19 protein-coding genes are annotated in these 17711 nt (G+C 55.9%); 12 read left to right on the plus strand and 7 right to left on the minus strand.

What is annotated here, in order from left to right; genetic code table 11:
* Positions 1-50: 50 nt before the first annotated feature.
* Together ACYVHC_RS00515 and ACYVHC_RS00520 are read right to left on the minus strand one after the other, a co-directional pair.
* A complete protein-coding gene (locus ACYVHC_RS00515; protein ID WP_460611698.1) occupies positions 51-407 on the minus strand; it encodes a hypothetical protein in 357 nt (118 codons plus the stop codon).
* Between the two features lie 72 nt (positions 408-479).
* Entirely contained in the window at positions 480-2339 is a 1860-nt protein-coding gene (locus ACYVHC_RS00520; RefSeq protein WP_460611699.1) for an LTA synthase family protein, read from the minus strand.
* A gap of 294 nt (positions 2340-2633) precedes the next feature.
* On the opposite strand from ACYVHC_RS00520, the gene ACYVHC_RS00525 reads away from it, so the two are divergent.
* Positions 2634-4823 (plus strand): glutamine synthetase III family protein, encoded by a 2190-nt coding sequence (locus ACYVHC_RS00525; protein WP_460611700.1) that lies wholly within the window; start codon positions 2634-2636, stop codon positions 4821-4823.
* 202 nt (positions 4824-5025) lie between these two features.
* On the opposite strand, the gene ACYVHC_RS00530 is transcribed toward ACYVHC_RS00525, so the two are convergent.
* Positions 5026-5388 carry a hypothetical protein gene (locus tag ACYVHC_RS00530; protein WP_460611701.1) on the minus strand — a complete coding sequence of 121 codons (363 nt, stop codon included), beginning with the start codon at positions 5386-5388 and terminating at the stop codon, positions 5026-5028.
* A 119-nt stretch (positions 5389-5507) separates the two neighbouring features.
* Entirely contained in the window at positions 5508-6008 is a 501-nt protein-coding gene (locus ACYVHC_RS00535) for a hypothetical protein (RefSeq protein WP_460611702.1), read from the minus strand.
* A gap of 100 nt (positions 6009-6108) precedes the next feature.
* Between ACYVHC_RS00535 and ACYVHC_RS00540 the strand changes: the two genes are divergently transcribed.
* On the plus strand, positions 6109-7083 hold the full coding sequence (locus tag ACYVHC_RS00540; RefSeq protein WP_460611703.1) for an NAD(P)H-quinone oxidoreductase: 975 nt from the start codon (positions 6109-6111) through the stop codon (positions 7081-7083).
* Between the two features lie 145 nt (positions 7084-7228).
* Positions 7229-7888 (plus strand): Rossmann-fold NAD(P)-binding domain-containing protein, encoded by a 660-nt coding sequence (locus ACYVHC_RS00545; RefSeq protein WP_460611704.1) that lies wholly within the window; start codon positions 7229-7231, stop codon positions 7886-7888.
* A gap of 71 nt (positions 7889-7959) precedes the next feature.
* On the opposite strand, the gene ACYVHC_RS00550 is transcribed toward ACYVHC_RS00545, so the two are convergent.
* Together ACYVHC_RS00550 and ACYVHC_RS00555 are read right to left on the minus strand one after the other, a co-directional pair.
* Positions 7960-8586: a thioredoxin family protein gene (locus ACYVHC_RS00550; protein WP_460611705.1), complete on the minus strand. Its 627-nt coding sequence runs from the start codon at positions 8584-8586 to the stop codon at positions 7960-7962.
* Positions 8587-8771: 185 nt separating this feature from the next.
* Positions 8772-9260, minus strand: coding sequence for a TlpA disulfide reductase family protein (locus tag ACYVHC_RS00555; RefSeq protein ID WP_460611706.1), 489 nt, complete (start codon positions 9258-9260; stop codon positions 8772-8774).
* Between the two features lie 189 nt (positions 9261-9449).
* Here ACYVHC_RS00555 and ispG point away from each other — a divergent pair, with 189 nt between their 5' ends.
* The 4 genes from ispG (at position 9450) to ACYVHC_RS00575 (ending at position 13160) form a co-directional block, all read left to right on the plus strand.
* Positions 9450-11435, plus strand: coding sequence for a (E)-4-hydroxy-3-methylbut-2-enyl-diphosphate synthase (gene ispG / locus ACYVHC_RS00560; protein WP_460611707.1), 1986 nt, complete (start codon positions 9450-9452; stop codon positions 11433-11435).
* Positions 11436-11456: 21 nt separating this feature from the next.
* A complete protein-coding gene (locus tag ACYVHC_RS00565; RefSeq protein ID WP_460611708.1) occupies positions 11457-11972 on the plus strand; it encodes a hypothetical protein in 516 nt (171 codons plus the stop codon).
* A gap of 32 nt (positions 11973-12004) precedes the next feature.
* A complete protein-coding gene (locus ACYVHC_RS00570) occupies positions 12005-12667 on the plus strand; it encodes a Rossmann-fold NAD(P)-binding domain-containing protein (RefSeq protein ID WP_460611709.1) in 663 nt (220 codons plus the stop codon).
* A 172-nt stretch (positions 12668-12839) separates the two neighbouring features.
* Positions 12840-13160 carry a DUF6984 family protein gene (locus tag ACYVHC_RS00575; RefSeq protein ID WP_460611710.1) on the plus strand — a complete coding sequence of 107 codons (321 nt, stop codon included), beginning with the start codon at positions 12840-12842 and terminating at the stop codon, positions 13158-13160.
* A gap of 10 nt (positions 13161-13170) precedes the next feature.
* Here ACYVHC_RS00575 and ACYVHC_RS00580 read toward each other — a convergent pair whose 3' ends face one another.
* Positions 13171-13626 carry a hypothetical protein gene (locus tag ACYVHC_RS00580; protein WP_460611711.1) on the minus strand — a complete coding sequence of 152 codons (456 nt, stop codon included), beginning with the start codon at positions 13624-13626 and terminating at the stop codon, positions 13171-13173.
* A gap of 224 nt (positions 13627-13850) precedes the next feature.
* Here ACYVHC_RS00580 and ACYVHC_RS00585 point away from each other — a divergent pair, with 224 nt between their 5' ends.
* From ACYVHC_RS00585 to ACYVHC_RS00605, 5 genes are all read left to right on the plus strand, one after another.
* Positions 13851-15617 carry an AMP-dependent synthetase/ligase gene (locus ACYVHC_RS00585; RefSeq protein ID WP_460611712.1) on the plus strand — a complete coding sequence of 589 codons (1767 nt, stop codon included), beginning with the start codon at positions 13851-13853 and terminating at the stop codon, positions 15615-15617.
* 128 nt (positions 15618-15745) lie between these two features.
* Positions 15746-15919 carry a DUF6728 family protein gene (locus ACYVHC_RS00590; protein ID WP_460611713.1) on the plus strand — a complete coding sequence of 58 codons (174 nt, stop codon included), beginning with the start codon at positions 15746-15748 and terminating at the stop codon, positions 15917-15919.
* A gap of 86 nt (positions 15920-16005) precedes the next feature.
* Positions 16006-16377, plus strand: coding sequence for an MmcQ/YjbR family DNA-binding protein (locus tag ACYVHC_RS00595; protein WP_460611714.1), 372 nt, complete (start codon positions 16006-16008; stop codon positions 16375-16377).
* Between the two features lie 98 nt (positions 16378-16475).
* Complete coding sequence (locus ACYVHC_RS00600; protein WP_460611715.1) at positions 16476-16919, plus strand: Rrf2 family transcriptional regulator; 444 nt, start codon at positions 16476-16478, stop codon at positions 16917-16919.
* A 66-nt stretch (positions 16920-16985) separates the two neighbouring features.
* Positions 16986-17636 carry an NAD(P)-dependent oxidoreductase gene (locus ACYVHC_RS00605; RefSeq protein WP_460611716.1) on the plus strand — a complete coding sequence of 217 codons (651 nt, stop codon included), beginning with the start codon at positions 16986-16988 and terminating at the stop codon, positions 17634-17636.
* Positions 17637-17711: the final 75 nt, after the last annotated feature.

The following is a 17711-nucleotide window of genomic DNA, read 5'->3' on the forward strand; positions in this document are numbered from 1 at the left end:
GGCAAACCGGCCTATAGTTGGCACTTAGCAACCAAGTAAACGTGCCGCTTTTACGCGTGTTGTTTTACTAGGTCTATCAGGGCCGGCAAGTCAAGGGGGCGAAGTTCTTGCGCTGAGGCTACCAGTTGCCACGGTTGCTCAGCCGTGGCGCGCCGGAATATGGCCGGCAAAGGGTAGGAGCTTAGTTCCGGATGTTGCTGCTGTAGTTCGTTGCGGTGCAGAAAGGAGGTGTGAACTGGCAGGCTCTGGATAAACTCCCGCCACTCGGGCCGCATGGTGGCGGCACCATATGTAACAGCACACAACGAGCAGGCATATGTAGCCGGCGACAACGTTTTGTGCAGTGTATCGAGCAGGCCATTCACGAGGCCGGAATCAGCATTGTAAACAAAAAGCAGCTCGGGCATCAGAAGTAAAAAATCATGTAGCAGCTTGTGGCACAATCAGCACCTAGCGGCCATGACAACTAAAGGAGTACACTATTTCCGCAGAAAGTCGGCAAACGATGTTTGCTCATAGGCTTGGCCAAACTGCAGCTGGGCGCCGGAGGGCTGGCCTTTGCGCCTGATTACGCGGCGGGCAATGTTATCGTAGGTGACGGTACCTGCGGGCGTTACTACCCCAAATCCATCGGTAAAGCAGTAAAACGCTACTCCGTGAGGCCAGGAGGCAGGTGGAGGCGCCAGCAGGTCGCGGCTCCAGGGAAAGGCGGTGCTGGGCAGGTTTAGCTGATGGAGGAGGGTAGCAGCCACATCGGTTTGGCTGCCGTAGGTGCTGATGCTGCGCCCGGCCGCGGCTGGCCGCAGAGCGCCGCCGGTGAGCAGCAGCGGAATCCGGAATTTAGCGGGCGCGTCGTTGGGCGTGTTACCGGGCTCCGGATGGCCGTGGTCGGCTACCACCACCACCAGCGTATTATCCCACCACGGTTGCCGCCGGGCTTTATTGAGAAACTGACCTAGTACATGGTCGGTGTAGAACATAGAGTTGCGAAACCGGTCGGCTTCGCTGGCGCCCGTAAACCGCGGCGGCATGGGCACATCAAATGGCTCGTGGCTGCTAAGCGTAAAGGCCGTCACGAAGAAGGGCACGCGCTGGCTTGGAAGCTCGCGCAGCATCCGGTTGAGCAGCACATGGTCGTGGGCACCCCATTTCGAGTTTTGGTCCTGTCGGGCAAAGTCGGTCCGCTCCGTAAACCGCTCGTAGCCGGCCGTCACGAGGTAGCTTTTCATGTTGGCGAAGGCCAGCTCGCCGCCGTGGTAATACGCTGTGCTGTAGCCCAGAGCTTTAAACTCCTGCGCCAGATGGGGGAGGCGTTCCGTTTTGCGCGGGTACTTGATAATACTGGTGGCCGGCTGGTTGGGGTAGCCTGAAAGCAAGGCCACCAGTCCTTTCTGGCTTCGGTCGCCGGCGGCATATAGTTGCTGAAACGACACTCCCACGTGGCTCAGGCTATCCAGAGTAGGCGTAACACCTCGCTCGCCGCCCAAATGCCCCACCAGCTTGGCCGTAAAACTCTCCAGAATGATAAACAGCACGTTGGGCCGAGTAGTACGCAACAGCGTCGCAGTATCAGGCGCCGTGGGCGGGTACAGTTGCTGGGTTAGCCGGTGGGCCGTGGAATCAGGTAGGAAATTATAGACGCTGGGCTCCGTATTCTGCAGCCGCAAGGAGTTGGCTACATTCCAGGGTACATTAATAGCCGCGTGGTTAGCAAAGGGTTGGTTAGAGAAATAAACGTCGCTCTGGTTAATCGGTATCTGCTGCAATCCGCCGCGCAAGGGCACGGCCAGCAACGCTAGGTACAGCAAGCCTACTAACCCGGCCCGCAGCTTGCTGAAGCCAGGCGGTAGCGCCGGAAGCCGTCCTACTACCTTTGTATACAACACAAACCCCAGGCCAAGCAAACCAACAAAGAGGGCTGCCAGCAACAGCACCGGCGCGCTGCCCGCCGAGGCCAGCATTTCGCGGGGCGTGTTTAGGTATTGCAGCGGGGTAGCGTCGAGTCGAAAGCCCCAGGCGCGGTATAGCTCCAGATCCGCTACCGTACCCGCCGCGACCACAACGCCCATTACCGCCGTGACAAAGCGAATCAGGCGCTCCATCGGAAACCGGGCCGGAGCCAGACTTCCTATTATAAAGAGCAGGAAAGGAAGTACGCTCAAATAGGCGGCGGCCGAGGCATCCAGCCGCAAGCCATATCCAAATATACGTAGCACCGTGCGCCCCGAAAGAGTGCTGGTCTGACTCCAATGGTACAGTACAAACAGTAGCTTGGTAGCTACGAAATACACCAGCCAAAACAAAAAATAGCGCGGCTGGAAGGCAAAGCGACTTCTCACCCCGCAAAGGTAGGTAGCCCGCCCAAACCACCGGTCCCCACTCCCGCATTTGTGCCGGCCAGAACAGCCAACAACTTCCGTAAGCTATAAGGCATAGGTGTAGTTATTAGGGGTAGTGACAGTCTTAGCAAGCAGTTTGTAGCAAATGTGTATCAAAATTGACTGGGGTAATCGAGTAAACAAGTGTGTTTATCGAAAATGGGGTGAAAAAATATAGTGTCTTTTGGAAAACGATGAATACAACCTGTAACTTTGCCCTATCAATCCTGATTTTATCTCACGCTCAACAATAGCATGGCAATTCTTCGCTTTAAAGCACTGGAGTTAGTTGATCAGCGTAAGCCTCTGACCGTAGAGGCCACCGGTGAGCGCCGCTCCGATACTTTCGGTAAAAACGTCTTTAATCTTGATGCCATGCGGGCTACCATGCCCGGTGAGTACTTCAAGAAGCTGCAGGCCGCCGTTAAGCAGGGCTCTCCGGTAGAGCGCAGCGTGGCTGATGCCGTAGCTTCAGCTATGAAAACCTGGGCCATGGCGAAAGGTGCCACGCACTACACGCACTGGTTCCAGCCCCTTACCGGCGCAACTGCCGAAAAGCACGATTCCTTTTTCGACCTGAACTCCGATGGTCGGCCGATTGAAAACTTCAAAGGCTCGGCCCTGGTGCAGCAGGAGCCCGATGCGTCGTCGTTCCCGAACGGCGGCATCCGCAATACCTTCGAGGCCCGCGGCTACACCGCCTGGGATCCTACCTCGCCTGCATTCATCATTGAAACGGCCGGCGCCAAAACGCTGTGCATTCCAACCATCTTCGTAGCCTACACCGGCGAAGCGCTCGACTACAAAGCCCCGTTGCTGAAGTCGTTGGCCGCTCTGGAAAAGGCAGCAGTGGATGTATGCCAGTACTTCGATAAAGATGTACAGCGCGTGCACACTACCCTCGGCATCGAGCAGGAATACTTCCTCGTCGACCGTGCTCTTTACAACGCGCGCCCCGACCTAGTGATGACCGGCCGCACGTTGTTCGGCCACGCTCCGGCCAAAGGCCAGCAGCTGGAAGACCATTACTTCGGCTCTATTCCGGCCCGTGTACACGCTTACATGCTGGAGTTCGAAGAGGAATCCAACAAACTGGGCATTCCGCTCCGCACCCGCCACAACGAAGTAGCCCCGCACCAGTTCGAGTGTGCTCCTACCTTCGAGGATGCCAACCTGGCCGTTGACCACAACCAACTGCTCATGGACATCATGGAGCGCGTGGCCGACAAGCACAACTTCAAGGTGTTGCTGCACGAGAAGCCTTTCGCGGGCGTGAACGGCTCGGGCAAGCACAACAACTGGGCTATGAGCACCGATACCGGGGTGAACCTGTTGGCTCCCGGTCGTCGTCCGAAAGAGAACCTTCAGTTCCTGGCGTTCTTTATCACCACCATTAAGGCCGTGCACCGCTTCGGCGACCTGCTGCGCGCCAGCATTGCCTCCGCTTCTAACGACCACCGCCTCGGAGCCAACGAAGCGCCGCCTGCTATCATGTCGGTGTTTGTCGGCTCGATGCTGGACTCGGTACTAGATGAGTTGGAGCGCACTGCCAAGCTGCCCCTCGACAAAGGCGACAATATCTACCTCAAGCTGGGCATTGACAAGATTCCCGCTATCCTGCTCGATAACACCGACCGTAACCGGACCTCGCCTTTCGCCTTCACCGGCAACAAGTTCGAGTTCCGCGCCGTGGGCTCCTCAGCCAATAGCTCTTCGGCCATGACCACGCTCAACACCATTGTAGCCGAGCAGCTCATAGACTTCAAAAAGTCGGTTGATTCGCTCATTGAGCAGGGTAAGAAGAAAGAAGTTGCTATTGTTGACGTGCTCCGCGAGTATGTTATCACCTCTAAAAACATTCGTTTTGAAGGCAATGGCTACTCCGACGAGTGGAAAGAAGAGGCGGCGCAGCGCGGTCTGTCAAACGTGCCGACCACGCCACAGGCGCTGGATGCCATTGTGAGAGAAGATGCCGCTTCGCTGTTCGAGCGTCACCGAATTTTCTCGCACGTAGAGCTGCACGCCCGCCACGACATTCTGCTGGAAGATTACATCAAGAAAATCCAGATTGAAAGCCGCGTAATGGGTGATTTGGCGGTGAACCATATTATTCCCACGGCGGTTGCCTACCAAACCAAGCTAGTAAACAACGTGCGCGGCCTGCGTGAGCTTGGCCTCGACGATGAAAACTCGGAGGTAACGGTAAACACCATCAAAGCTATTTCGCGGCATATCTCTACCATCAAAACACAGGTGGATGAGATGACCAACGCCCGGAAAGTAGCTAACAAGATTGACGATACACGCGAGCGGGCCATAGCCTACTGCGACACCGTTAAAGCACATTTCGATGCCATTCGCCGCTCTGCTGACAAGCTGGAGCTGATGGTAGCCGATGAGGACTGGCCCCTGGTAAAGTACCGCGAACTGTTGTTCCGGCACTAAGTCCAAGGTCAGAATCGGGCCGGAGTTGGGTGGGAATTTTCTCCGCGCCCCGATTTCAGAAAAGCCGTTTCCGGGTGGGGACGGCTTTTTTTGTGCTTATATATAACATGCTGCCTATTGGGGTATGCCGATGCCAATACAGTATGCGGCTAGTGCTTGTTTTACCTAGGTTGTATTTTCACTCCAAGCTCAGGTTTATACCTTAAGCAAAAGGTGCTAGTGCAGCCAAAAGCGACGTAATAGCTTGGTGCCAGTGCGTGTGCGACCAGCGTTGAGCGGAGGTGTGCTCATAGACGGCCTTGATGCGCATGGTCTCATGTACCAGCTGTAGCAACTCCTCACGAGCCGGGAGCGGTTGTCCGGAGTGTAGCCCGGCCGGCCATCGTTCGGCGGGCCACTCCTGCAGGAAATATTCGGCTTGGTCGGCTAAGCGAGCTAGCCGGGCCGGAGCGTATGGCTCGGAGAAATGAAGTCGGTGCGCCGCCCGATATAAGTCACGAAGTGCCGTTTGGGTAGTATCAGGAGAAGTGGACGGTCCCCGAAGCCAACTGAATTTTGTTTTCATAGTGCCCACGTACGGGGGCAAAACGGACTTTGGATTTATTGAAATGATTGAAAAAGTGCTACTGGCTAATAAAAACGCAAAAGTGAATTCTTATTTAAAAAAGCGGGTTTACAGCAAGTTTAGGCGGGTAGCTGGCGGGGCAATTCGGTGTCGTCGGGGAGGAGTTCAGCGCTGGAACCATGATCGGGGACCAAGCGCTTCCAGGTAGCTCGCTTGAGTTCATCGAGGCGCTGCAGGGTGTCCTGCACGGTAGCGTGCTCGCGAAGCTTGTCGAAAAGACCAGTTTTGTGACCTACTTTGATGAGCTGTTCCAGAACCAGGGGCAAAATCCAACCAACCACACTAGAGGCCAGTACTCCGCGCAAACCCAGGCGCACCAATAGTCGCGCAGCCATACGCTCCAGCAGTAAGGCACGGGCGGCAGGCACAGCTTTATTGGTCAGAAAATCGCGCACTAGCTGCATATTTCCCTTCTTTACCTCCGCCCGTAGTACTTCCTGTACCGATTCCAGTGCCGATTGGGCTGCTTTCCGAAACAGGCGACCGGTTTGCCAGGCGGCCAGGCCAGTGAGCTGGCCTGCCGTGCGCAGGAAGTGGGGCAGCAAAGAAATCTTTTTCATACTGCAAGAAACGGAAAAACGAAGCCTTGGGTGCCCAATTACGTACTAGCTCCAACGAATAGGCAAAGTCGCTGCTGCTGGCGCGAATAGGAACTTCCATATGAAGGCAATTACCATTACCCAGCCCGGTGGCCCCGAGGTGCTGGAACTCCTCCACGTAGCCCAGGCCACTCCGGACGCCCATGAGGTATTAATTCGAGTGGCGGCGGCAGGTGTCAACCGGCCCGATGTGCTGCTGCGCCAGGGCAAGTACCGGGGAAGCGGGGATGTAACCGGCTTGGTGCCCGGACTAGAGGTAGCAGGCACCGTGGAGAAGTGCGGGGCGGCCGTAACCCGCTGGCAACCCGGCGACACCGTTTGTGCATTGCTGGCCCAGGGCGGGTATGCCGAGTACGCCGTGGCGGATGCTCGCCATTGCCTGCCCGTGCCCATTGGCTGGACCATGACCGAGGCTGCCAGCCTGCCCGAAACCGTGTTTACCGTGTGGCACAACGTGTTTCAGCGGGGCCAGTTGCTACCCGGCGAAACTCTGCTGGTGCACGGCGGCAGCAGCGGCATAGGCGTAACGGCGGTTCAGCTGGCCCATGCCCTAGGCAGCCACGTGGCCGCAACCGCCGGCTCCGCCGAAAAATGCGCTGCCGTGAAAGCGCTAGGGGCCGACTGGAGCATAGACTACCGAGAGCAGGATTTTGAAGAAGTGTTGGCAGTTGCGGGCGGAGTAGATGTGGTGCTGGACATGATAGGCGGCGACTACACCGCTAAAAACCTGCGACTGCTGCGCGACGATGGGCGGCTGGTGTTCATTAATGCCATGCAGGGCGGAGCCGCTAACTTCAATGCTCTGGAGGTTATGTCGAGGCGCCTGACCATCACGGGTAGCACGCTACGGCCTCGGTCGGCTGATTTTAAAGCCGCTTTGGCGGCCGAGGTGGAGCGCCATGTGTGGCCCTTGCTCAACAATAAAAAGGTGCGCGCCGTAGTGTATGCCACGCTGCCCCTAGCCAAAGCGGCGGAAGCTCACCGCCTGCTGGAAAGCAGCGCCCACATTGGCAAAATTGTTCTGACGTTACCGTAAGCAGCCGTGTTGTCAAATGGGCGGCAAAATGCTCAGGCTTGTTCATGACTTTGATGGATAATAGAAGCTAGTTTCCGAGCCGTTTTGCTTACTACAGGTAGCTTGCTGACATTCTGTTCTTCCCTTATTTTCCTTTCTCTTCGATATGCGCACTGCTCTTCTTATTGGCGCCACTGGGCTAGTGGGCGACTTGTTGCTTCAGCAACTCCTGCTTGATTCGCGGTTCGACCGGCTCAAAGTGTTTGTTCGGCGCCCCACGGGCTATCAAAACCCCAAGCTGGAAGAACACGTGGTAGACTTCAACCACCCCGAGAGCTGGAGCAACTTGCTTACCGGCGACGTGCTTTTTTCCTCACTAGGCACCACGCTGCGCCAAGCCGGCAGTCAGGAGGCGCAATACAAAGTCGACCATACCTATCAGTATCGCACGGCGCAGGCAGCAGCTCGAAATGGCGTGCCCACCTACGTGCTCGTGTCCTCGGCCGGGGCCGATGCCGATTCGTTTGTATTTTATAACCGCATGAAAGGAGAGCTGGAGCGGGATATTCAGCGGTTGCCATTCCGGCATATTCGTATTTTGCAGCCTGGCGTATTGGCCGGAAGCCGCCCAAAGCCGAGGCTTGGCGAAAAAGTAGGCCTAGTGCTTTCGTCTTTAGTTGGGGCCGTGCCGCCGCTGCGCGCGTATCGCCCCGTGCATGCCCGAATTGTGGCGCAGGCCATGGTCAATGCTGCCCTGGATGAAACGCCGGGCCTTAGCACCGATACGCTGGATGGAGTTTTCCGGCGGGCTGGGCAAGCCGCTTAAGTGGTTGGTATAGTTTGAATAAAAAAGCCCGCTCAGCAGCGGGCTTTTTTGGGTTTAAACAGAAACTAGACCTAGGCTTTTTTCCATTTGATGGTGCAGCCAATAGCCTTTGTGGAGCTAACGCTGGCGGGTTTGCCGGCGATGATGTCGGTCATGGCGTTTTCCAGATACTTGGTTTTCACCAAAGTAGCATCTTCCGAGTTATCATCGATGGCGCCAATATAGCTTACTACAAAGTCGGAGCCTTGGCGGGTGAGTACGTACAGGTGAGGCGTGCGGGTAGCGCCGAAGGTTTTGGCTACTTGTTGGGCTTCATCCTGCAGGTAGGGAAAGGCGTATTTCTTGTCCTTGGCACGCTTCTGCATTTCGGCAAAAGAGTCGCCAGGGGCTACGGCGGGGTCGTTGGGGTTAATGGCTACTACAGGGTAGCCCTTGCCGGCGTACTTTTGGTGCAGCGCCATAATGCGGCTCTCGTAGGCTTTGGCGTACGGACAGGTATTGCACGTGAACACCACGATGTAGCCCTTGGCGGTCTTGTTATCGGCCAACGACACCAGCTTGCCATCAACATTCTTGAGCTTAAAGTCCGCAGCCTTGTCGCCGACCTGATAGCCAGCTACTGCATCTGGCCGGAACAAAACAAAGCTGCTCAAAGCCAGCATAAGGCAGGAAGCCAGAAAAGGAAGGAGCTTTTTCATGTGAGCGAGGAAAACGTGAAGAATAAACAGAAAAACGTCGAATCATTCGGCAAGCCCTGTTGTGCCCGTTGGAATACTAGCGGGCTTGAGCTACCTAAGATACCTAGCAAAAAACCGTTACAAAAGCTTCCGCTGCCTAGCCTAACCTAACCAGAAGGGTGGCCTGACCTGGTACCTTAGGAAGGTTACGGCAGAAACGCTTGCACCTGCTTGTTGAGCTCAGCGGCCGTGAATTCCTGCTCGAAGGTGGCGCGTTTCTTCCGGGAGTTATTCAGCAAAAGCGTAAAGGGCAAGGCGCCGCTCCACTTGGCATCTATTTTATCAAGATAGGTATTTGGGTCGGTTTCGTTCAGCAGTACTACCTCTGATTTCAGCCCACGCTTGGTCACGAAGGGCTTCACCTTCTTGTCCAGCTGCGAGGCGTAGTCCATGCTAACTAGCAGCACCTTCACTTTCTGCTTGGCGTAGGTGGTCGAGAGCTGATCAAAGTGCGGCAGCTCTTTTACGCAGGGCGCGCACCACGTAGCCCAGAAGTTCACGATGTACGTTGTGTCGTTGGGTTGGCTCAGGCGCTTTTGTAGCTCCGGCAGCTTAATAACCGCTACCTGCTGGCCTTTACTAGGTAGGGCTAGCAGCAGAACCGCCGCCAGCGCAATGAATTTCAAGTAGTTCATGAAGTAGAAAAGCAGTAGTTGTGCTATAGACAGGCAATGGGCCAGGAAGTTGCGGGAGCCATGGTGCCTAGTAACGCAACACCCATTCGGTCGATGTATTGCTCCCCGCATCCTAGCACTGGCACATATGTTGAGCACAAACCTTCCGTACCTTTGTTACTCCTCTGAAACACGCCTCCCCATCGGGTTATGAATAAACACTATTGCCCCAGCCTCACTGAATACAAGCGCCGCCTTAGCCGGGAAGTGAAAATCGGCGACCTGCCCATGGGTGGACTTAACCCTATTCGGGTGCAGAGCATGACCACCGTGGATACGATGGACACCCTGGGCTCAGTAGAGCAAACGCTACGTATGGTGGAGGCGGGCTGCGAGTATGTGCGCATCACGGCGCCTAGCGTGAAGGAGGCCCAAAACCTACTGGAAATAAAGAAGGAGCTGCGCAAGCGTGGGTGCAATGTGCCGCTTATTGCCGACATCCACTTCACGCCCAACGCTGCCGAGCTAGCCGCTCGCATTGTAGAAAAAGTGCGCGTGAACCCCGGCAACTACGCTGATAAGAAGAAGTTCGACATCATTGAGTACACCGATGCTAGCTATCAGGATGAGGTAAACCGCATCCGGGAGCGGTTCCGGCCCTTGGTCCAGATCTGCAAGCAGTACGGCACGGCCATGCGCATCGGTACCAACCATGGCTCGTTGTCTGACCGGATTTTGTCGCGCTACGGCGATACGCCGCTGGGCATGGTGGAGTCGGCGCTGGAGTTTCTGCGGCTGTGCGAGGAGGAAAATTACTATGATGTGGTGCTAAGCATGAAAGCCAGCAACACCCAGGTAATGGTGCAGGCCTACCGCCTGCTGGTGCAGAAGCTGGACGAAGAAGGCTTGCAGCCCTACCCGCTGCACTTGGGCGTTACGGAAGCTGGCGAGGCCGAAGACGGCCGCATCAAAAGCGCCGTGGGTATTGGCACGCTGCTGGAAGATGGCCTCGGCGACACCGTGCGCGTTTCGCTCACCGAAGCGCCCGAAGCCGAAGCCCCCGTGGCCAAAGCCCTCATTGACCGCTACACTACCCGTGCCGCCGATGCTAAGGCTATTGCGCCAGTGCTGAAAGTGCCTATCGACCCGTTTCAGTATCACCGCCGCATTACCCGCGAGGTACTGAACCTGGGCGGCCAGAACGTGCCCCGCGTAATGGTGGACCTGTCGCGGGTGCCCGGCCTGGAGTACGCCGACCTGCGCGCAGCCGGCCACCTGTACTCTGCGTTCCTCGACAAGTTCCAGATGAACGACCTCGGGGCCGACTACGTGTACTCGGGCCAGCAACCTATTCCGTTCATGCTGCCCAACGGCCTGAAAGAGGTAGTAGATTACAACGCCTGGCTGGATGGCGGCAAGCGTCTGGAGCATTACCCGGTGCTTACGCAAGCCGAGTACGCCACCGACGGCTCGCGCCACCCCGAGCTCAATTTCGTGTTTCATAACTTCGCCTCGCTCACGGCAACGGCGCTTCAGCAATTGCGCGAAGACGCCACGGCAGTTATCATTCTGTACACGGATAATGCCCACGCCATGCCGGAAATCCGGCGTGCGTTCTTCGAGCTGATGAACCACGGCATAACCAACCCGGTCATCATCAACCGCCAATACCCCGAGCTCACCCCCGAGCAAACCCAACTCTACGCCGCCACCGACGTCGGCGGTTTGCTCCTCGATGGCCTCGGCGACGGGGTAGTGTTGAGCACCGAGCTGCTGCCGGAGCGCCCGAAAGCGGAGTGGCTCCAAACGCTGGATCAGCTTAACCAACTCAGCTTCGGCATTCTGCAGGCGGCGCGCACTCGCATGAGCAAAACGGAGTACATCAGCTGCCCTAGCTGCGGGCGTACGTTGTTCGATCTGCAGGAAACCACCGCCATGATCCGCAAGCGCACCGACCACCTAAAGGGCGTGAAAATCGGGATTATGGGCTGCATTGTGAACGGTCCCGGCGAAATGGCCGATGCCGACTACGGCTATGTAGGCGTAGGCAAAGGCAAAATTGCCCTCTACCGCGGCCAGGAGGTCATCAAGAAATCGGTGCCCGAGGAACAAGCCGTGGACCAACTCATCGAACTCATGCGCGAAGACGGCCGCTGGATTGAGAAGGAGGTGCTGGAAGAACCGGTGGTAGGGTAGCCCTCAATTCTTTTTATGAAGATGGAGATAGAAAAAATGCGGCTGGCTTTGGAGCTAGCCGCATTTAATTATACTAAACACTTCGAGAATCTACGGAGTGAAAATGTAGAGGTGTTGAAGAGTATTTGCTCGGAAGTAGAGTTTTTAAATTTCTTCACCAAATATTCCTTCAATACTGCAGCCGAAATTGGAAAATTTAACTTCAATGAGGCGAATGAATTTAAGAAGCAATTTACTTGGGAAGATGATTTTAAATGGGCACTTGCGTCTAATTTACTTATAGTAGGAAGTGGTATCAGTGGTGACCCTGTTGTGCTGGACCTAGATGATTATCAGGCTGGAATTGTGTTTCAGGATTACTTCTGGGAAAGCGAAGACCAAGGTCTCAGAAAGTATTTAATCAAGATGAACTGCTCGCTCGGACAGTTCTTTCTGAACTCAGCAACTATAGATGATTACCCAATAGATGCTTACGAAGCAGCAGCCTATATGAAATCAGAATTCACGGGTTATTGGAGTCCTGAAGAAGGAGTTTGAAATATTCGCGCCGCTCATCCGTCTGCCTAGCTATGAAACTACGCGCAATAGTAACCGGGGCAACCGGCATGGTGGGAGAGGGCGTGCTGTATGAGTGCCTGAACCACCCCGATGTAGAGCAGGTGCTTTCCGTGAGCCGCAAGCCTAGCGGCATCACGCACCCGAAGCTGCGGGAAATTCTGCACGCTGATTTTCAGGATGTATCACCGATTCAGGACCAGCTGGCGGGCTACAATGCCTGCTTTTTCTGCCTGGGCGTGTCGTCGGTGGGAATGAAGCAGCCGGAGTACCGCCGCCTCACCTACGACCTCACGCTGCACTTTGCCCAAACGCTGCTGCCGCGCAACCCCGGCCTGACGTTCTGCTACGTATCGGGCGCTGGTACCGATAGCACCGGGCATGGCCGCAGCATGTGGGCCCGCGTGAAAGGCCAGACGGAAAATGCATTGCTAGAACTTGGCTTTGCGCAGGCGTATATGTTCCGCCCCGGTTTCATGAAAGCCACGCCCGGTCTGAAAAACGTGCTGCCCTACTACAAGTATTTCAACTGGATGTATCCGGCGTTGCGCCGGTTCCTGCCTAAGTACGTCTCGACGTTGCAGGAACTGGGGCTGGCCATGATCAACGCCGCGCGCGTGGGCTACCCCCAGCACGTGCTGGAAGTGCCCGACATTGTGGCGCTGGCAAAAGTCTAGGCACAGCAAAGAGTGGAAGCCCCTCAGCAGGGTTCAGGGCATAGCTCATCGTAGGCTCGGGCTAGTTTTCCGGCGCAATAATTCCGGGGTTTGGGTGCCTGAAAGGGCACACTGGGCGTATACTCTCTGGTTTGCTGCCTGATGTGGCCTAGCGGTAGGCAGACCGGAACCGATGAACAAACGCACACTGAACTTGGCAGAACTGGGCTTGCTAATTTATATGCTGCGTGGCGCGCCGGGTGCTGAGCCCCTGCTGGCGGCACTGCACACCGCAGAAGTGGCCGAGCTGCAGACGGGCGAAACCAGCAGTCTGCGCTTTCTTAGTCGAGAACCCAACCGGCGGTTAGGCGAGCGAATTGCCAGCACCCAGTTTCTGGATCTGGATGGGGTAGTGGTGCTCGTTTCGTTGTACCTGGATCAGGAAGGAAACCTGTATGAGCTCGATTGCTGGAAGGTAGATGATTCGCCTGTGCGCCGGATTCCGGCCTTCTAGCCCGCGTTGGTTACTTGCACTTCTCCTTGCGTCGCGTATCAATGATGTGGGCAATTTTCCAGCCTTCGGTGAGCTTTACCAGCTGGAACGAGTTGTAGCCGCAGTGGCTGAAAGTGCTGCCGAGGTAGAACTCATACGGCGTCCAGACGCTGGCCAGGTTGGCATCAATCAGCACTTTATCGAAGGTGATGCGCTCATCCCACACCTCCTGGTGCGGGGTGCCCACGGCCTTCACAAATTCAGAGGGGTTTTCGGGACGCAGCTGCGTTTGGCCGTTGCGGGTGCTGAGGGTATGGAACACGGCGCCCGGTGCGAGTGTGGAGCGCACCAGGGCGCTGTCGGCCTTGCGTATGCCCTCAAAAAACGTCTGGATGGTTTTCTTGACCGCCTCGGTTTCAGCAGTGGGCTTTTGGGCGAGCAGGGGGGTAGTGGCCAGCAGCAAAGCCAGGAGTAGCAGGTATTTCATAGGGGTAGGAAGTTTGGTGAAGATACAGACACGCGGGGTGAGGCAGCGTTGCTGCTACCCCGGCTCTCTACTAGCCTACCAATTCACCCAAACCAAAGGTAACCGGCGCTGCTTGCTGCTGCACAGTAGCGGTAAAATTATGGCCTTACACGTGGCTGCCTGCTAGGTGAGCTATTTTTGCGCCGGCCTTCGAATGAAGAGGCCACGTTTCTTGTTCTGCCCCCATGAAAATCACCCGCACCTTCGACCTGCTTTCCCACCTAGTAAATACCTCGCCCCAGGCCGATTGCTTGGTAGAAAAGAAAGCCGGCCAGTGGCAGCCGCTCAGTACCTCGCGGGTGCAGGAGCTCAGTGACCAAGTGAGCCTAGGGCTGCGGCAGCTTGGCATCGGGCGCGGCGACAAAGTGGCGATTATCTCAACAAACCGGCCCGAATGGATGGTGGCCGACTTTGGCATTGCCCATCTCGGAGCCGTGAGCGTGCCCATGTACCCCACCATTACGGTGGAAGATTACCGCCATATTTTTCAGGATGCGGGTGTGCGCGTGGTACTGGTGGAAGACAAAAAGCTATTGGCGCGGGTGCAGCAAGCCGTGGCAGGGCTAGAGCAAGGGCCCGAGCACATCTTCACGTTTGATAAGCTCGACGGTGTACCGCACTTCTCAGAGCTGCTAGCCCTCGGCGTAGTCCATACCGCCGGCGAACTGGATGCCCTCAAGGCCGCCGTGCAGCCCGATGATCTGCTCACGCTCATCTATACTTCGGGCACTACCGGTCGGCCCAAAGGCGTAATGCTCAGTCACCGCAACATCCTGTATAACTGCGAAAACCTAACCGGATACTTGCCCTTGCCTCCCGGCCAGAAAGCTTTGAGTTTTCTGCCCCTGAGCCACATCTTCGAGCGTACGGCCACCTACCTGTATCTGCTGCTGGGGTTCAGCATCTGGTACGCCGAGGGCGTGGAGCGCATCGCCGACAACCTGCGTGAGGTGCAGCCCCAGGTGTTTACCACGGTACCGCGTTTGCTCGAAAAAATCTACGACAAGATTGTAGCAAAGGGCCAAGAGCTGACGGGGGCCAAGAAAAAGCTGTTCTTCTGGGCCCTGAACCTGGGCCTGCGCTACGACACGCAAAAAGACCAGGGTTTCTGGTATAACACCCAGTTGGCCCTCGCCAACAAGCTAGTGTTCAGTAAGTGGCGCGAGGCTATGGGCGGACAGGTGCACTACATTGTGAGCGGGGGCGGAGCCCTGCAACCGCGCCTAGCCCGCGTATTCTGGGCGGCAGGCATCCGGGTGATGGAAGGCTACGGCATGACGGAAACCTCGCCCGTAATTGCCGCCAGCCAGCCCGTAGCCGAAGGCAACTTTATTGGCGCCGTGGGCCCTGTAATTCCGGGCGTGGAAGTAAAACTGGCCCCCGACGGTGAAATCCTAACCCGCTCGCCCTCCGTGATGCAGGGCTACTACAACCGGCCTGACCTCACGGCCGAAGTAATTGATGCCGACGGCTGGATGCACACCGGGGATATTGGCCAGTTTGTGGAAGGCAAGTTCCTGAAAATCACGGACCGTAAAAAGGAAATGTTTAAAACCTCCAACGGCAAGTATGTGGCCCCGCAGCCGCTGGAATCTAAGCTCTCGGAGTCGCCGCTGGTGGAGCAGGTGATGGTAGTGGGCGAGGGCGAAAAGTTTGCGGCCGCCTTGCTGGTGCCGGCTTTTGCGGAGCTGCGCGCCTGGGCCAAAAACCACAACTTGCCCACCGACCTTTCCGATGCAGCCCTGGCCGCTCACACGCAAGTACAGCAGCTGTATGAGCAGCTGGTACAGCAAACCAACGCCGCCTTTGCCCAATGGGAGCAAATCAAAAGAGTGGCCTTGCTTCACACTTCCTGGAGTGTAGAATCAGGGGAGCTGACGCCGACTATGAAGGTGAAACGCAAGATTATCAGCCAGAACAACCAGCAGCGCATAGAGTCGTTGTTTCGCTAGGGGCTAGTGAACAGCAAAGGCCCAAACCAGCCAAATTGGGTTGGATATAGCAGGATGAATATCTTGCAGATTGTAAATCTTTCCGCCCGTTGGGGTGTTATCATAGCGTACCAGAAAGCACTCACATCATGCGCAAAGACCTGTTTAACTTCGGTCCGGCTCTCGGCTACTTTTTCCGCAAGTCTGATCCTACCCGCCACTCCAACTTCAACCTGCGCACCATGCACTTCATCAATAAGCTGAGCATGGCCATGTTCCTGGTGGGGTTTATTGTTCTGCTCTACCGCTGGTTCCTACGCTAGGTACTAGCCTTGTTTATACAGAAGACCGTCATGCTCCTCTCTCCAGCATGGCGGTCTTTTTTGCTTTATAGCGTTACTTAGGGGCCATGAACATTGAAGACTTCCGCGACTATTGTTTGCTGAAAGCAGGCGTAACTGAAGAGACGCCCTTCGGCCCCGAAACCCTGGTGTTTAAGGTGGGTGGTAAAGTATTTGCCCTCACCGATATCGACACATTTGGCAGCATCAACCTCAAGTGCGACCCAGAGCGTGCCCAAGAGCTGCGCGAACAGCACGAGTACGTGTTGCCCGGCTACCACATGAATAAAAAGCACTGGAACACCGTGCTCATTGGCACCGGAGCTACCGAGAATCAATTGCGTACCTGGATTGACCATTCCTACGACCTAGTACGCGCTTCTCTGCCCAAAAAGCAGCGCGAAGAACTTACCGCTGCTGAACAAACAGAAAGCAAATAAAAAGCAAGCTTTAGTTGTAACTATTGTTGTTACAATGCTACCTTTGTCGTAGCAAAGCACCTAGTAAAATTCTTTCATGCCTTGCTTGCCTTTGCGCTATGCAGATTAGTAGTCGTTTTTCGGTGGCGGTGCATGTACTTTCCCTACTGGCTCTCCAGCAGGTAGACGACGTGCTGCTCACCTCAGAGCGCATGGCTGGCAGCGTGAACACCAACCCGGTTGTAATTAGGCGGCTGTTGGGGCAGCTCAAGAAAGCGGGGCTGGTAGAAGTGCGGCCTGCTTCCGGTGGCACCTTCCTGACGCGTACACCCGCCGCCATCACGCTGCTGGAGGTGTACCGCGCCGTGGAAGTAGTCGAAGAAGGTCAGCTGTTTAGTGTGCATGAGAAACCTAACCCTGCCTGTTTGGTGGGGCGTAACATCCAGACGGCCTTAGATGCTACCCTGCAACAGGCGCAAACGGCATTGGAGCAGGTGCTGGCGGGTGTAAGCCTACAACACGTAACTACTGATATTCTAACTCAGGCTAACGCACGTACCTAAATTTTTTTGCCCTTAATTGTAGCCATCGTGGTTACAGCAGGTTGTTTCACTTTTACTTTTAACACCATGAAAATTGCCCTCATTGGAGCCACCGGTTTTGTTGGCTCGAAAGTGCTCCGCGAAGCCCTAACCCGTGGCCACCACGTTACCGCCATTGTGCGTGACCCCAGCAAGCTTACGGAACACAATGAAAACCTGACGGTTGTAACCGGCAACGTAAACAACGTTGAGGAGTTAGCCCAGCAGCTACGTGGCCACGATGTAGTCATTAATTCATTCAATGCCGGCTGGACTAACCCCAACCTGTACCACGACTTTCTGCAGGGCTCCCGCGACATTGAGGCTGCTACCCTTAAATCGGGCGTGAAGCGTCTGATTGCTATTGGGGGCGCCGGCAGCCTGTATATCAATGGGCAGCAGCTAGTAGATGGACCCCAGTTTCCAGCTGATATCAAGCCCGGCGCTACCGCCGCCCGCGACTACCTCAACGAGCTGAAAAAGAACGATATCCTAGACTGGACTTTCCTAAGCCCAGCCATTGAAATGCACCAAGGCATCAGTACGGGCCGCACCGGTCAGTACCGCTTAGGGCTGGAAAACCCAGTATTCAACGAAGAGGGTCGTAGCATTCTTTCCGGCGAAGATCTGGCTGTAGTAATTCTAGATGAAGTAGAAGCGCCTAAGCATATCCGTCAGCGCTTTACCGCAGCGTACTAAGAAACTAGCAGCTAGTTCCCCTCTTCAGATGATTCCGCGCATCAAGCGGCGAGGGGCTAGGGGTGGTTGACTGCC

The sequence above is a fragment of the Hymenobacter seoulensis genome (assembly GCF_054780535.1).